The following is a 14,045-nucleotide window of genomic DNA, read 5'->3' on the forward strand; positions in this document are numbered from 1 at the left end:
ATGTCATATATCATTATAACTTGACTTATTGATGATGTATATCATTGATAATTGCGGCCGGCACAGGCTCGTACCTCATGGCAGACACGCATCTCATCGCACCGGCCCGTTTCGCCGCCGCCAGAAGACGTGCCGATCACGCTCTACGATCTGACCCCGACCGAGACGCGCGTCGTCCTCAATTGCCGCGGCGACTGGTTGAATTTCTGGCGGAAAGCGGTTGCGAAATGTGCCGCATCGGAAAAGCCGGTCTCGAAGGCGATCTGCGTCATCGGGAGCGTGCTGTTTTCCACCAGAAAGCGGGCGTAACGCAGGCGGGTCTCGATGATGAACCGCTTCGGCGTCATGCCGATGCCTTGCTGGAACAGGCGCCCGAACTGACGCGGCGACAGGCCGATCATGCTGGCTGCCTGCTCGGGTGATACGTCACGGCCCTTGCGACTCTCGATCAAAACGACCGCGCGCTGAATTCGGGAATCCTCGATATGACGAAAGCTGGAAACCCGACCGTGGTCGAAAGCGCTCAAGCCCTTGTGCTCGGTCAGCGACAGCTGGTGAACTGCCTTGGCCGCCCGGTCAGGCCCGCAATGGGTGCCAATGAGTTCTGTCATCAGTGACAGGATCGAGACGCCGCCGGGAACGGTGATGCGGCCGTTCTCGATCAGGAAGTCGTCGCGCGTCGAGAATGCCTGGCGCGGAAATGCGATCTTGAAATCCTCGGCATGGAAGGGATGAACGGAGGCTTTACGCCCGGTCAGCAGACCTTCTTGGGCGAGTACGAAGACGCCGGTGCAGACGCCGATCACCGGGACGCCGGCGGATGCGGCGACCCGCAGGTAGTCGCGGTGCTTGCTGGGTGCTGCGCGTAGATGCGGCAGGAGTCCGCCGATGACGGCGATATAGTCGAAGTCCGTCGGGTTGATATAGGGCGCATCGGGCTGCACGCGGATGCCGCAACTCGCCACCGCGGCGTGGCCCGGCGCTCCCATGATCGACCAGCGGCAATGCAGGGGCCGGGAGTTGTCGGCGAAATCGGCGGCATGCCGCAAGGGCTCGACGATCCCGGTCAGCGACATCATCGGGAACCTCGGCCAGAGCAGAATGCCGATGGAGAGATCGGCCTTGCGGTCTCGGGCGGCCAAAAGCCGTTCGGCCCACAAACCATCGAGCCAGCGGACATAGTCCGGCTCGCTGGCACGTGCATCTGAAAGGGTGGCGTCTGCGTCCATGCCCGGCCGACCTTAGATCAGCCGTGTCGCTATTTCAAAGAAAATGTCCGATTTCTAAAATTCAACGCCGCCTTTCGGTGGCAAGCTCTCTCTCGTCGAACTCGACATCCGGGGACAAGACCCACGGACCGGGGAACTAAAAACAAATCAAGGATCAGAACAATGGCACTTTCTCTTTCGAGAAGGGTGGTGATGTGCGCGCTGCTGGCAGGCAGCTTCATGGCATCGGCACCGCTCGCAAACGCATTCGAACTTGCCGAGCAGGGCAAGCTGACGGTCGCATTTACCGGCGACATGCCGGGCTCCGGCTGGCAGGACGGCAAGCTGATCGGTTATGACGGCGAGATTATGCAGCGCATCGCCGACAAGCTCGGCCTCAAGATACAACCGGCCCTCATGGAATGGTCGGGTACGATCGCCTCCGTTCAGTCCGGTCGCGTCGACGTGATGCTCGGCACGATGGGCTGGACCGAGAAGCGTACGAAGATCATGACGTTGTCTGAGCCGATCCATTATTTCAAGAACGGCATCATGCAATCGAACAAGACGAACTGGGACAAGCTTTCCGACCTGGAAGGCAAGAAGGTCGGCACGATCACCGGCTTCTCCTTTGTCCCGGAACTGAAGACGATCAAGGGCCTTGAGCTCTCACTCTACGACACCTCCGACGCCGCCGTGCGCGATCTTATTGCCGGGCGTATCGATGCCGTCATCGGCGACCCGCCGGTGGTTTCCTACGCCATCAAGCAGAACCCGGATTGGAACATGCACTTCCTCGCCTTCACAGACAACAGCGCGGATTTCCCGCTGCTTACCGGGCTCGGTCAGGTCGTCTACGGTCTCAACCAGAAGAACGACGATCTGCGCCAGAAGATGGACGCGATCATCGCCGATATGTGGAAGAGCTGTGAGATGAAGGACATCGGCGCACGCTACGGATTGTCCGCCGATGTCTGGTTTAAGCCGGTGGGTGCAAACTTCCGTGCCGGCGTCGACCGCCCCGGCGATTACAAGCTTCCGTCCTGCGCAGCCGGCGGCTGACCGGGCTGACGGATGAAGGCTGCGGCAAGCGGCTTTCATCCGTCCTCTTCGCCAAGACACAACAGCATAAGGAAACGGCGATGAATGCGCTTTTGAGCGTTGCGGGCCTGCGCAAGAGTTATGGCCCTGTCGAAGTCCTGAGGGGAATCGATTTTACCGTCGCAGCCGGTGAGAAGATTGCCCTGATCGGCCCCTCGGGCTCCGGGAAATCTACCTGTCTGCGCTGCGTGAATTTTCTGGAGAAACCGAGTGCTGGTGAGATCAGCCTCGATGGCGAGCGGATCGGCGTTCGCAACGGCCAGGTGATGAGAGACCGGCAGCTTGCGCCACAGCGCGCCGAGATGGGCATGGTCTTCCAGCTCTTCAATCTCTGGCCGCATCTCTCGGTGACGGAAAACGTTGCGATCGCGGCGCGCAAGGTCCGCGGTCTGACTGCCGTCGAGGCGCGCGAATTGGCCTTGGAGATGTTGGCGAAAGTGCACATGACGCACCGCGCCGATGCTTCACCGCTGGAGCTGTCCGGCGGGCAGCAGCAGCGTGTGGCCATCGCGCGGGCGCTCGCCCAGAAGCCGAAGCTCATGCTTTTCGACGAACCGACCTCAGCCCTTGATCCCGAACTGGTCCATGAAGTTCTGAAAGTGATGGAAGAGCTCGCGGCCGAAGGACGCACGATGCTGATCGTCACGCACGAGATTGCCTTTGCCCGCGACATCGCCGACCGGGTGCTGTTCCTCGACGGCGGAAAGATCGTCGAAGCCGGACCGGCGCGCCAGGTCATTACCGCTCCGCGCGAGGCACGCACGCAAGCGTTTCTCAACAAGATCCGGCACTAGGCGCCATGAGCGGATTCTCGCTATTCTTCTCCGTCGTCCAGGGGCTCGCCGCCGGGCTTGAGGTAACGGTCTTGGTTACGGTGGCCTCGCTGGCTTTTGCAACCGGCATCGGCTTCCTTCTCGCCCTCGTCAGGCAATTCACAGCGATCAGGTTCGTCAATATGGCGATCGACGCCTATTGCGAAATCCTCTGCAACGTACCGGCCCTGACGCATCTGTTCATCCTCTACTTCGGGCTTGCCAGCATTGGCGTGAGGCTGACGTCGATTGCCGCCGCCATTCTGGGCCTCGGGCTTATCGGCGCAGCCACTACCTCAGCGATCTTCCGCGCCGGTTTCGCCGCTTTGCCAAAAGGGCAGGCGGAGGCGTCGCTTGCTGCAGGGTTGACACCGCTCCAGACGATTTTCGAAATTCTGACGCCGCAGGCCATGCGGATCGCCCTGCCGGCGCTCGGGAATTACGCGGTGCAGCTCCTCAAGGACACCTCCGTCGTCTCGGCCATCGCGGCGCCTGAAATCATGTTCTTCGCCCGCTCCATGGTCACGTCGTCCTTCCAGACAACGATGATCTACGCGACGGCGGCGGCACTCTATCTGTTGCTGAGCCTGCCATTGATGCAGGCGACGCGATTCCTTGAAAGACGTTACGGGAGACTGAAAGGATGAGCGGGTTCTTCGCACCCTACCGCGACTATGGTGGCGAATGGCTGCCCTTGTTGTTGCGGGCAATGATGAATACGGCAGTGCTTTCCGTGTGCGCCTTTGCTCTGGCGCTCGTGCTCGGTTTGCTGCTTTCGCTGTGCCAGAGATCAAGTTTCGCGGCGCTACGGCATTTCGCGGCACTTTATGTGACGGTCGCGCGCGGCGTGCCGCTGCTCGCGGTGCTGTTTCTGCTTTACTTCGGCCTGCCGGGCATTGGGATCGTCTTCGATGCCTTCGGCGCGGCGATCGCAGGTTTGGCGTTGTGTTTTGCGGCTCAGATCGCCGAACTCTTCCGGGCCGGACTGAAGGCGATCCCGGCGGGGCAGAGCGAGGCGGCCCTGGCCGTCGGTCTCACGCCGGTTCAGAGCTTCCGGCTGATCATCCTCCCCCAGGTCGTCCGCGTCATCCTGGCCCCGATGATCGTCACCTTCGTCGCGCTTCTCAAGGATTCCTCGCTCGCATCGCTGATCACCGTCAACGAGCTGGTTCTGACCGGCCGGGCGATGGCGACCGAGTATTTTCTGCCGCTGCAGATCTATGTGGCGGTTGGCCTCTGCTACTTCGCGATCGCCTGGCCGTTTTCGGTCTTCTCCCGCCGGCTTGCCGTGCCCACCCGCTAATTCATCACAAGGCTCAGATCATGACCACCGATATGACCGTTGCCGCGGTCACCGCGTTTCGTTCCGCCGCGCCGGCACGCAAGGCCCGCCCCCTCATTCTTATAACGCCCGATCTCGGCGAGACGCCGCAAAAGCCGACCGAGTGCGAATATGTGGTGCGGTCGAACTATGCCGAGGCAATCACCAGCGCCGGCGGGGTCCCGATGATCCTGCCCTATGACGCCGAAAACATCGATGCGGCGCTGGCGCTCGCCGATGGTGTCGTTCTGACCGGCTCCCGTCCGGGTGCTGAAGTGGCTGATCGGCGCCGCGACTTCGAGCGTCAGCTGGTGGCCAAGGCCCTGACGACAGGCAAACCGCTCCTCGGTATCTGCCATGGCATGCAGTTGATCGGCGAGTGCCTTGGCGGAGAGTTCCTGAGCGAGCTTCCGGCCGCCGGCATTTCGCACATCCCGCAGGACCTGCCCGATGAACTGGCGCACGAGATCATCGTCGAGCCGGACAGCCTGCTTGCCGGCTGGGTCGGGACAGGACCGACCCGGGTCAACAGCCTGCATCGCCATGCGCTGTCCGGTCACGGGCGCTTTCGCGTCATCGCGCGGGCACCCGATGGGATCATCGAGGCATTCGAGGGCGAGACGGAGGCATTTTGCCTGGGTGTCCAGTGGCATCCGGAATACCGCCTGACGGTCCTCGATCTGGAAATCCTCAAGGCTTTCGTCGCGCGCAGTGCCGAAGCCGGGGAAAGGAGAAGGGCGGAGCCCGGCATGAGCGGAAGCGATGCTGTGCGCAGGCGCCTTGCCGCCTTCGGCCTGGCCTTGCCGGAAGCCGCAATGCCGCCCGGGGCTTTCGCCGGCGCTGTTCGAACCGGCAATATCGTCACCGTGTCCGGTCAGGTGCCGGTGACCGATGGAGCCGTTCGGCGGACCGGTCGGCTCGGGACGGATGTCTCGATCGAGGAGGGCCGCGAATGCGCACGGATCTGCCTTCTCAACGTGCTTGCTCAGCTTGAGCGCGCCAGCGGTGGGTTCGACAAGGTGCGCGGCTTCGTGCGGCTTGCGGGCTATGTTGCCGCGACTGACGATTTTACCCGCCACGGCGCGGTCGTCGACGGCGCGTCCGAGCTGCTGCGCGATCTCTTTCCGGATCGGTGGGAGCATGCCCGCATTGCGATCGGCGTGTCATCTCTTCCGCGGGGCGTTCCGGTCGAAATCGAGCTGACCGCGCTTGTGGGAAACGAGGTGTGACATGGCGCGCATCGCGGTCATCGGCGCAGGCGTCATCGGCGTTTCCTCCGCCTACCTTTTGGCCAAGGCAGGGCACGATGTGACGCTTATCGATGCAGCAGCCGAACCCGGCAGCGGCGCCAGCGCCGGCAACGCCGCGCAGCTCTCCTGGGCCTATGGCGATGCGATGGCATCTCCCGGACTGCTCAGGCATCTGCCGGCCATCGCCCTCGGCCGCGATCCCGCGTTCCGGATTCGCTGGCAGCTGGACCCGGATTTTCTTCTCTGGGGGCTGCGCTTCCTCGCCAACGCACCATTTCCGCGATGGTGGAGCAATACGCAGGCCATTCTGGAACTCGCCGGAGAGTCCCGCCGCGAGCTCGCATTCCTGCTGGCGGAAACCGGTCTTTCCTTCGACTACCGGCTTGCGGGAAAGCTGCATCTCTATCCGGATCAGCGCAGCTTTGCCGCGGCCCGATCGGCCGTCTCGCGCAAGAATGCACTCGGATTCGAGCAGCACATGCTGTCGCGCGCAGAAGCCCGGGAAATCGAGCCTGCCCTTGCCGGCTACCAAGGCGAAATCGCCGGTGCGGTCTACACGCCGGGTGATGCGCTCGGCGATGCAGCCGGCTTTTGCCGTCAGCTGACACACCATATTGCACAGCATTACCGGGTTTCGCTCCTCTTCGGCCGGAAAGTGGCGGGTTTCTCGCGCGAGGCGGACAGACTTGCAGCCGTGAGGTTCGACGACCGGGAGGAACTCACGGTCGATGCCGCCGTCGTCGCTGCGGGGGCTCAGGTCCGTTTGCTTGCCACAGAGCTGCCGGAGGTCCGCCCGGTGCGTCCGGTGAGAGGCTATTCGCTGACCGTGCCGCGGACCGGCGCCGCACCCGCCATCAGCCTCACCGACGTCAAACGCAAGCTGGCTTTCGCATCGATCGGGGATCGTTTCCGCGTCGCCGGTCTTGCCGATATCGACCGCCCAGGCGCGGGCTTCGACCCAGCGCGTTTCGAAGCGCTGCGTAGCGCAGCGGCCGGTGTCCTGCCGGATCTCTTCAATAGCGGCGTCGTTCTGATGCGCTGGTCAGGCGAGCGGCCGATGACCCCGTCATCCCGCCCGATCATCGGGCCCTCCGAGCGTCTGAAAGGTGTTTACATCAACACCGGCCACGGGATGCTCGGCTGGACCTTAGCATTGGGCTCGGCCCGAAAAATGGTGGACCTGATCGGTATGCAGACGAGATGACGGCTAGACCATAGCTAATAAACGAACGGATCTACCGCCGCCTGCGCGCCCGGCTCCTTCGGATAGATCACCCCCTTGCGCAGGATGATGTTGGCATAGAGCCTGGGCTCGCTTGTCTGGATCACCGCATGGGCGGCCTTCACCCGGACGTAGAAATCCGGGCCGATCAGCGGCATCACCTGGCGGTGCGGCTCGTGGTGGGCGCAGCAGTCGATCATCTCCTCATGCACCGGATCGAGCTTGTCGCGCTCGGTCTTGACGGTCGAGCGGAAGATTGCCTCGGGCACAAAATCATCGATCGGCAGCACGCTGAGCACGGCGTTGAGAACGGGCACGAGATGGTGGCCGTCGAGCCGGATCAGCCGGCGCGCATGTTCGACGCCTGGGTAATTACCGTCGACGATGGCGATCTCGTCGCCGTGACCCATGGCCCGAAGCGTAAAAAGCAGCTCCGGGCTCAACAGCGGATCAAGTCCTTTCAGCATGGTCTACCTCCTTGAAAAGTACGTTCTGGTCGGTGAGGTAACGCGCAAAGATCGGCAGGCTGGCGCCGCCGATGGCGCGCGCCTGGGCGCCGACCGCGCCCTCGAGGATTTCGGGCATGACGACGCCCTGCAGGTCGAGCTTGGCGGCTTCGTCGATCGTCGCCTGCACCACGCGGCTGCGCACCCAATGGGGAAAACCGCCGTCGATCACAGCCGCGCTGAAATCGACGATCGAGGCGGCCGCGACGATCGCCTGCGCCAGCGCCTTGGCGCTATCCTGGATCCAGGCTTCCATCGGCTCGCCGAAATCCACCCAGTCGTCGGCCGAATACCACAGCGGCTCGGGATCGATGCCGCGCTCGCGCAGCATGTTTTCGAGCACGAAGATCGAGGCGATTTCGAGCAGCTGCATCGTCTCGCCGTTCTTGCCGCGCACCGGCAGTGGCCCGATTGCGCCTGCCGTCCCGGTGCGGCCGGAAAAGATCGCCGAATTCAAGACGATGCCGCCGCCGATGAAGGAGCCGATGAAGAAATAGACGAAATCCGGATAGGACGGCCCGACGCCGAAGACCAGTTCGGCGCCGCAGGCGCTGGTCGCATCGTTCTGCATGAAGACCGGATGAGAGACGCGCGCGGCGATGTCGGCCTGCAGGTCGACCTCGCGCCAGACCTCCATGGCGCCGGCCGGCGCGCCGACCTCTTCGGCCCAATTCCAGAGCTCGAAGGGTGCGGCGATGCCGAGGCCGGCAATGCGGCCGCGCTGTTTTTCGTCGAGCCGGTCTTCGAGTTCCTGGATGCCCGAGGTGACGAAGGCGAGGATTTCATCCGGCAGCGGGTAGGCATAGGTCCGGTGCAGCTGCATGCGGATGCGGCCGACGAAATCCATCAGCACCAGATCGGCGCTGCGCCGGCCCATCTTCAGGCCGAAGGAATAGACGGCGTCGGCATTGAGATGCATCGGGATCGACGGCTGGCCGACCCGGCCGCGCACCGGCGCCCCGCGCGACAGCAGCCCTTCCTTTTCCAGGACCCGCATGATGACGGAGACGGTCTGCGCCGACAGCCCGCTGCGGCGCGCGATATCGGCCTTCGACAGCGCGCCGTAAAGACGCACCAGCGACAGCACGAGCCGTTCATTATAGGCCCGTACCCTGACCTGGTTCGCACCGCCGGCCGGATTCAGAATAGGTGACGGGACCGGTGTGTGTTCCGGTCCATCCAAGGACGACATGACCGCTCCTCCCGATCGTTGGCCCTACTGCATAATTCCTTAAGTCGGGATCGATTTAAGGACAAAATTATGCAGCACTTCAAAGTGCTACAGCGTCCTTTGCGCGTCGAAGACGCGCGGCGCTGTATGCCTGATTTCCACGGAGCATGCCATATCGAATTAATAATTCAATTGGATTTATTTATTGACAAGCCAATTTCTTTTCGCTTTTAATTGCCGTCGTCAAGGGCACGGGACGGCTTTGGAAGCTTAACAATCCACGGCAAAGTGCCATATCGTAAAATTCCGGCCCGCAGGGGCGGCGCCGGCAAACTCTGGGAGGAGTTCCATGAAGAAATCTGTTCTCGCTTTCGGCGCGCTCGCGCTTGGTGTCACCTTTTCCGCTCCTGTCATGGCGGCGGACGTTGCCGCCTGCCTGATCACCAAGACCGACACCAACCCCTTCTTCGTCAAGATGAAGGAAGGTGCTACGGCCAAGGCCAAGGAACTCGGCGTTTCGCTGAAGTCCTATGCCGGCAAGATCGATGGTGACAGCGAAAGCCAGGTGGCAGCGATCGAAAGCTGCATCGCCGACGGCGCCAAGGGCATCCTGATTGCCGCTTCCGACACCAAGGGCATCGTCTCTTCGGTCAAGAAGGCGCGTGAAGCCGGCCTGCTGGTCATCGCTCTCGACACGCCGCTCGAGCCGGCCGATGCCGCCGACGCCACCTTCGCCACCGACAACCTGCTCGCCGGCAAGCTGATCGGCCAGTGGGCCAAGGAAACCATGGGCGACAAGGCCAAGGACGCCAAGGTCGGCTTCCTCGACCTGACCCCGTCGCAGCCGACGGTCGACGTTCTGCGCGACCAGGGCTTCATGATGGGCTTCGGCATCGATCCGAAGGACCCGAACAAGATCGGCGACGAAGACGACAAGCGCATCGTCGGTCATGACGTGACCAACGGCAATGAAGAAGGCGGCCGCAAGGCCATGGAAAACCTTCTGCAGAAGGATCCGAGCATCAACGTCATCCACACGATCAACGAGCCGGCTGCTGTCGGCGCCTACCAGGCGCTGAAGGCCGTCGGCATGGAAAAGAACGTGCTGATCGTCTCAGTTGACGGCGGTTGCCCAGGCGTCAAGTCGGTCAAGGAAGGCGTCATCGGCGCCACCTCGCAGCAATATCCGCTGATGATGGCAGCCCTTGGCGTCGAGGCGATCAAGAAGTTCGCCGACAGCGGTGAAAAGCCGAAGCCGACCGAAGGCAAATCCTTCTTCGACACCGGCGTTTCGCTCGTCACCGACAAGCCGGTCTCCGGCGTCAAGTCGATCGACACCAAAGTAGGCACGGACAAGTGCTGGGGCTGAGCCAAATCTCTTGAAAGCAGAACGGCCGGGGCTTGATCCCCGGCCGTTTTCGACGGACGATGTACCGTCGCCTCACGAACCGGCTAAGCAAAGACCGGAAGGATATCGGTGACGGCCCCCGTGCGAATTCGGCGCGCGGATGCGGAGGAGGAACCATGACCGGAACACAGGAATTCGAACGTGTCCTCGACGGCAGCGACAAGAGCGTCGCCTCCTTCGAGCATCAGGATGTCTCGCTGATCAAGCGTGCCCAGCATTTTCTGCACTCGACGCCGGCCGCCGTGCCGCTGATCGTGCTGGTGCTGGCGATCATCATCTTCGGGATCGCCATCGGCGGACGGTTCTTCTCGTCCTACACGCTGACGCTGATCCTGCAGCAGATCGCCATCGTCGGTATTCTCGGCGCCGCCCAGACGCTGGTCATCCTGACTGCCGGCATCGATCTTTCGATCGGCGTCATCATGGTGATCTCGGCGGTTATCATGGGCAATGTCGCCATCGCCTACGGCATACCGACGCCGATCGCGGTCGCAGCCGGCCTCCTCGTCGGCGGCCTTTGCGGATTGCTGAACGGCTTTCTCGTCGCCTACATGAAACTGCCGCCGTTCATCGTAACGCTCGGCACCTGGAATATCGTCATGGCGACGAATTTCATCTATTCCGCCAACGAGACGATCCGCGACACCGACGTCGATGAACAGGCGCCGCTGCTGCATCTTTTCGCCATGAGCTTCAAAGCCGGCACCGCCGTGCTCACACTCGGCGTCATCGCCATGGTGCTGCTCGTCCTCTTGCTCTGGTATGTGCTCAATCACACCGCTTGGGGCCGGCATGTCTATGCAGTCGGCGACGATCCGGAGGCGGCCAAGCTCTCCGGCATCCAGACCAAGAAGGTGCTGCTCACCGTCTATACCATATCGGGCGTCATCGCCGCCTTCGCCGCCTGGGTCTCGATCGGCCGCAACGGCTCGATCTCGCCATCCTCGGCGGTGACCGATTTTAACCTGCAGGCGATCACCGCGACGGTGATCGGCGGCATCTCGCTGTTCGGCGGCCGCGGCTCCATTCTCGGCACGCTGTTCGGTGCGATGATCGTCGGCGTCGTCTCGATGGGCCTCAACATGCTCGGCGCCGACCCGCAATGGAAAGTCCTTTTGACCGGCGTGCTGATCATTGCCGCCGTCGCCATCGACCAGTGGATCAGAAAGGTTTCGGTGTAATCATGGCTCGCGAACCCCTTCTCACCGCGCGCGGTCTCGTCAAGCGCTACGGCCGCGTGACCGCGCTCGACAATGCCGATTTCGACCTTTACCCCGGCGAAATCCTCGCCGTCATCGGCGATAACGGCGCCGGCAAATCCTCGCTGATCAAGGCGATATCGGGCGCCGCCACCCCGGACGAGGGGGTGATCACCCTCGAAGGCCGGCAGGTGCAGTTCCGCTCGCCGATGGAAGCGCGCGATGCTGGCATCGAGACCGTCTATCAGAACCTGGCTTTGTCGCCGGCGCTGTCGATCGCCGACAACATGTTCCTCGGCCGCGAGATCCGCAAGCCCGGCGTGCTCGGCTCGATGCTTCGCATGCTCGACCGGCCGGCGATGGAAAAGCTGGCGCGCAACAAGCTCTCCGAACTCGGCCTGATGACCATCCAGAACATCAACCAGGCGGTGGAAACGCTCTCCGGCGGCCAGCGCCAGGGTGTCGCCGTCGCCCGCGCCGCCGCCTTCGGCTCCAAGGTCATCATCATGGACGAACCGACGGCCGCCCTCGGGGTCAAGGAAAGCCGCCGCGTGCTGGAATTGATCCTCGACGTTCGCGCCCGCGGCATTCCGATCGTGCTGATCTCCCACAACATGCCGCATGTCTTCGAGGTCGCCGACCGGATCCATATCCACCGCCTCGGCCGGCGCCTGACGGTGATCGATCCCAAGGAATACACCATGTCCGACGCCGTCGCCTTCATGACCGGCGCCAAGGCGGTGCCGACGGAGCCGGTCGCGGCATGACGGTCAGCACCGAGGAAATCGCCGGCGAGGTCCTCAGCCGCGCCGGCGATAGCACGCGCTTCCTCATCGGCATTGCCGGCCCGCCAGGGTCGGGCAAGTCGACTATGGCCGACAATCTGGCGGCGGCGCTGAACGCCAAAGGCGAAAGCGCCGCAGTCCTGCCGATGGACGGCTTCCACATGGACAATGCCATCCTGATCGAACGCGGCCTTTTGGCCCGCAAGGGCATCCCCGAGACCTTCGATGTCCGCGGTTTCCTCGACATCGTCCGTGCCGTCAGGCCAGCCGACCAGGAGGTTCTGGTGCCGGTCTTCGACCGCTCGCGCGAACTCGCGATTGCTTCCGCCCGGCCGATCGATCCCAAGGACCGTTTCATCATCGTCGAGGGCAACTATCTGCTCTTCACGCAAGGTAAATGGGCAGAACTCGACGGCATCTTCGATTACACGATTATGCTGGCCCCGCCGATCGAGGTGCTCGAGGAGCGGCTCTGGGCGCGCTGGCGCGGTTATAATCTCACCGAGGACGCCGCCAGCGCCAAGGTCTATGGCAACGACCTGCCGAACGGCCGGCTGATCCTCGAAAACCGCCGTCCGGCCGATGTGACGCTGGAGATCGCGCTGGCGTGATGCCGCGACGACGACATGCATGAACAACGAGCTGAAGCGCGGCGCATGAATCGATTTCAATGCGCCGCGCTTTAGTGTTATTCGAAGCCGCAGACGCATCGCTTCGGAGGCCTGCCATGCAATCGATCACCATCCGCCGCCCTGACGACTGGCACCTGCATCTGCGCGACGGCGCCATGCTGGAAGGCGTGATTGCCGATACGAGCCGCACCTTCGCCCGCGCCATCATCATGCCCAACCTGGTGCCGCCGGTGGTCACCACATCAGACGCCATCGCCTACCGCCAACGTATCCTTAAAGCGCTGCCGGCCGGCCATCGTTTCCAGCCGCTGATGACGCTTTATCTCACCGAGCATACCAGCCCCGACGATGTCGAGGCGGGCGCAAAAAGCGGCCTGATCACCGCCGTCAAGCTCTATCCGGCCGGCGCCACCACCAATTCGCATGGCGGCGTGCGCGACATGGAAAAGGCGATGCCGGTGCTGGAGCGCATGGCAAAGATCGGCCTGCCGCTCTGCGTCCATGGCGAGGTGACGACACCTGAGGTCGATATCTTCGACCGCGAGGCTGTCTTCATCGACACCGTGCTCGATCCGCTGCGCCGACGCCTGCCTGAGCTGAAGGTGACGATGGAGCATGTGACGACATCTGATGGTATCGATTACATCAAGGCGGCCAAGGCCAATCTCGCCGGCTCGATCACCACTCACCATTTGATCATCAACCGCAACGCCATCCTGGTCGGCGGCATCCGCCCGCATTATTATTGCCTGCCGGTCGCCAAGCGCGAGAACCACCGGCTGGCCTTGCGCGCCGCCGCCACCGGCGGCGATCCGCGCTTATTCCTCGGCACCGATTCCGCCCCGCATGTCGACCCGCTGAAGGAATGCGCCTGCGGCTGCGCCGGCATCTACACCTCGGTCAATACGATGAGCTGCCTTGCCCATGTTTTCGAACAGGAGGCCGCGCTGGAAAATCTCGAAGCCTTCGTCTCGCTGAACGGCCCGGCCTGGTACGGGCTTCAGCCGAACGAGGATCGCATCACCCTGGCAAAGCAGGCCGAGCCGGTCGTCTTCCCCGCCAGGATCGAAACCGGCGCCGGCCCGGTGACGGTGTTTGATCCGATGTTCCCGCTGCATTGGCAGGTGGTGGCATAAGCGCCACGTTTGTCCCTCACCCTCACCCTCACCCTCTCCCAGTAAAAACGGGGCGAGGGGACGTGCCCTGCGAGACGTCGGCGAGGGACGGAGAGGTCGCGGCATTTCCCCTTCGCCCCGTTTACGGGGAGAAGGTGGCGGCAGCCGGATGAGGGGCGCCTCAAGCGCGAGCTTCGCCTCGAAGTTACCGCTCTAACATTTCTATGTGCGGTGCATCATTTTTTAACGGAATGCATAAGACATTCCTCACCGCCGATCGCATAGCTTGCCAAGATTATCGGCGTGGCTGCAGTC

At 62.7% G+C, this 14,045-nt stretch carries 14 protein-coding genes; 11 read left to right on the forward strand and 3 right to left on the reverse strand.

Annotated features, from left to right (window positions below; translation table 11 throughout):
- Positions 1-143: 143 nt before the first annotated feature.
- The gene (locus HJB89_RS28135) at positions 144-1,229 is read right to left on the reverse strand and encodes a GlxA family transcriptional regulator (protein WP_221150828.1); all 1,086 of its coding nucleotides are present in this window, start codon (positions 1,227-1,229) and stop codon (positions 144-146) included.
- Positions 1,230-1,391: 162 nt separating this feature from the next.
- Here HJB89_RS28135 and HJB89_RS28140 point away from each other — a divergent pair, with 162 nt between their 5' ends.
- The 6 genes from HJB89_RS28140 (at position 1,392) to HJB89_RS28165 (ending at position 6,896) form a co-directional block, all read left to right on the forward strand.
- The gene (locus tag HJB89_RS28140; protein WP_221142295.1) at positions 1,392-2,270 is read left to right on the forward strand and encodes an ABC transporter substrate-binding protein; all 879 of its coding nucleotides are present in this window, start codon (positions 1,392-1,394) and stop codon (positions 2,268-2,270) included.
- Between the two features lie 80 nt (positions 2,271-2,350).
- Positions 2,351-3,103, forward strand: a complete 753-nt coding sequence (locus HJB89_RS28145) for an amino acid ABC transporter ATP-binding protein (RefSeq protein ID WP_207582729.1) — start codon at positions 2,351-2,353, stop codon at positions 3,101-3,103.
- A gap of 5 nt (positions 3,104-3,108) precedes the next feature.
- A complete protein-coding gene (locus tag HJB89_RS28150) occupies positions 3,109-3,768 on the forward strand; it encodes an amino acid ABC transporter permease (RefSeq protein WP_207582730.1) in 660 nt (219 codons plus the stop codon).
- Positions 3,765-4,424 (forward strand): amino acid ABC transporter permease, encoded by a 660-nt coding sequence (locus HJB89_RS28155; RefSeq protein WP_221117776.1) that lies wholly within the window; start codon positions 3,765-3,767, stop codon positions 4,422-4,424. The genes HJB89_RS28150 and HJB89_RS28155 overlap by 4 nt, the downstream gene beginning before the upstream one ends.
- A 20-nt stretch (positions 4,425-4,444) precedes the next feature.
- Positions 4,445-5,671: an Atu1372/SO_1960 family protein gene (locus HJB89_RS28160; protein ID WP_207582732.1), complete on the forward strand. Its 1,227-nt coding sequence runs from the start codon at positions 4,445-4,447 to the stop codon at positions 5,669-5,671.
- Between the two features lies 1 nt (position 5,672).
- Positions 5,673-6,896, forward strand: a complete 1,224-nt coding sequence (locus HJB89_RS28165) for an FAD-dependent oxidoreductase (protein ID WP_207582733.1) — start codon at positions 5,673-5,675, stop codon at positions 6,894-6,896.
- Positions 6,897-6,910: 14 nt separating this feature from the next.
- Here the strand turns inward: HJB89_RS28165 and HJB89_RS28170 are convergent, their stop codons facing one another.
- Together HJB89_RS28170 and HJB89_RS28175 are read right to left on the reverse strand one after the other, a co-directional pair.
- Positions 6,911-7,381 carry an RbsD/FucU family protein gene (locus HJB89_RS28170; RefSeq protein WP_207582734.1) on the reverse strand — a complete coding sequence of 157 codons (471 nt, stop codon included), beginning with the start codon at positions 7,379-7,381 and terminating at the stop codon, positions 6,911-6,913.
- Complete coding sequence (locus HJB89_RS28175; protein ID WP_221150829.1) at positions 7,365-8,612, reverse strand: ROK family transcriptional regulator; 1,248 nt, start codon at positions 8,610-8,612, stop codon at positions 7,365-7,367. Before HJB89_RS28175 ends, HJB89_RS28170 begins: the two co-directional genes overlap by 17 nt.
- A 328-nt stretch (positions 8,613-8,940) precedes the next feature.
- On the opposite strand from HJB89_RS28175, the gene HJB89_RS28180 reads away from it, so the two are divergent.
- The 5 genes from HJB89_RS28180 to pyrC all read left to right on the forward strand — a co-directional run bounded on the left by HJB89_RS28180 (position 8,941) and on the right by pyrC (position 13,751).
- A complete protein-coding gene (locus HJB89_RS28180) occupies positions 8,941-9,960 on the forward strand; it encodes a sugar ABC transporter substrate-binding protein (protein WP_207582736.1) in 1,020 nt (339 codons plus the stop codon).
- Positions 9,961-10,115: 155 nt separating this feature from the next.
- A complete protein-coding gene (locus HJB89_RS28185; RefSeq protein WP_207582737.1) occupies positions 10,116-11,180 on the forward strand; it encodes an ABC transporter permease in 1,065 nt (354 codons plus the stop codon).
- Between the two features lie 2 nt (positions 11,181-11,182).
- Complete coding sequence (locus HJB89_RS28190) at positions 11,183-11,965, forward strand: ATP-binding cassette domain-containing protein (RefSeq protein ID WP_207582738.1); 783 nt, start codon at positions 11,183-11,185, stop codon at positions 11,963-11,965.
- Positions 11,962-12,594, forward strand: a complete 633-nt coding sequence (locus tag HJB89_RS28195) for a nucleoside triphosphate hydrolase (RefSeq protein ID WP_207582739.1) — start codon at positions 11,962-11,964, stop codon at positions 12,592-12,594. The genes HJB89_RS28190 and HJB89_RS28195 overlap by 4 nt, the downstream gene beginning before the upstream one ends.
- A 116-nt stretch (positions 12,595-12,710) precedes the next feature.
- Positions 12,711-13,751, forward strand: coding sequence for a dihydroorotase (gene pyrC, locus HJB89_RS28200; protein WP_221150830.1), 1,041 nt, complete (start codon positions 12,711-12,713; stop codon positions 13,749-13,751).
- The last annotated feature ends 294 nt before the right edge of the window (positions 13,752-14,045 follow it).

It is taken from the genome of Rhizobium sp. NZLR8, assembly GCF_019685025.1.
In the GTDB taxonomy this organism is placed as follows: domain Bacteria; phylum Pseudomonadota; class Alphaproteobacteria; order Rhizobiales; family Rhizobiaceae; genus Rhizobium.

Bases quoted from the DNA above. Each gene is read 5' to 3' on its own strand.
- HJB89_RS28190 (WP_207582738.1), top strand. From the start codon at position 11,183: ATGGCTCGCGAACCCCTTCTCACCGCGCGCGGTCTCGTCAAGCGCTAC.
- HJB89_RS28170 (WP_207582734.1), bottom strand. From the start codon at position 7,381: ATGCTGAAAGGACTTGATCCGCTGTTGAGCCCGGAGCTGCTTTTTACG.
- HJB89_RS28180 (WP_207582736.1), top strand. From the start codon at position 8,941: ATGAAGAAATCTGTTCTCGCTTTCGGCGCGCTCGCGCTTGGTGTCACC.
- HJB89_RS28160 (WP_207582732.1), top strand. From the start codon at position 4,445: ATGACCACCGATATGACCGTTGCCGCGGTCACCGCGTTTCGTTCCGCC.
- HJB89_RS28140 (WP_221142295.1), top strand. From the start codon at position 1,392: ATGGCACTTTCTCTTTCGAGAAGGGTGGTGATGTGCGCGCTGCTGGCA.
- HJB89_RS28195 (WP_207582739.1), top strand. From the start codon at position 11,962: ATGACGGTCAGCACCGAGGAAATCGCCGGCGAGGTCCTCAGCCGCGCC.
- HJB89_RS28185 (WP_207582737.1), top strand. From the start codon at position 10,116: ATGACCGGAACACAGGAATTCGAACGTGTCCTCGACGGCAGCGACAAG.
- HJB89_RS28135 (WP_221150828.1), bottom strand. From the start codon at position 1,229: ATGGACGCAGACGCCACCCTTTCAGATGCACGTGCCAGCGAGCCGGAC.
- HJB89_RS28145 (WP_207582729.1), top strand. From the start codon at position 2,351: ATGAATGCGCTTTTGAGCGTTGCGGGCCTGCGCAAGAGTTATGGCCCT.
- pyrC (WP_221150830.1), top strand. From the start codon at position 12,711: ATGCAATCGATCACCATCCGCCGCCCTGACGACTGGCACCTGCATCTG.
- HJB89_RS28155 (WP_221117776.1), top strand. From the start codon at position 3,765: ATGAGCGGGTTCTTCGCACCCTACCGCGACTATGGTGGCGAATGGCTG.
- HJB89_RS28150 (WP_207582730.1), top strand. From the start codon at position 3,109: ATGAGCGGATTCTCGCTATTCTTCTCCGTCGTCCAGGGGCTCGCCGCC.
- HJB89_RS28175 (WP_221150829.1), bottom strand. From the start codon at position 8,612: ATGTCGTCCTTGGATGGACCGGAACACACACCGGTCCCGTCACCTATT.
- HJB89_RS28165 (WP_207582733.1), top strand. From the start codon at position 5,673: ATGGCGCGCATCGCGGTCATCGGCGCAGGCGTCATCGGCGTTTCCTCC.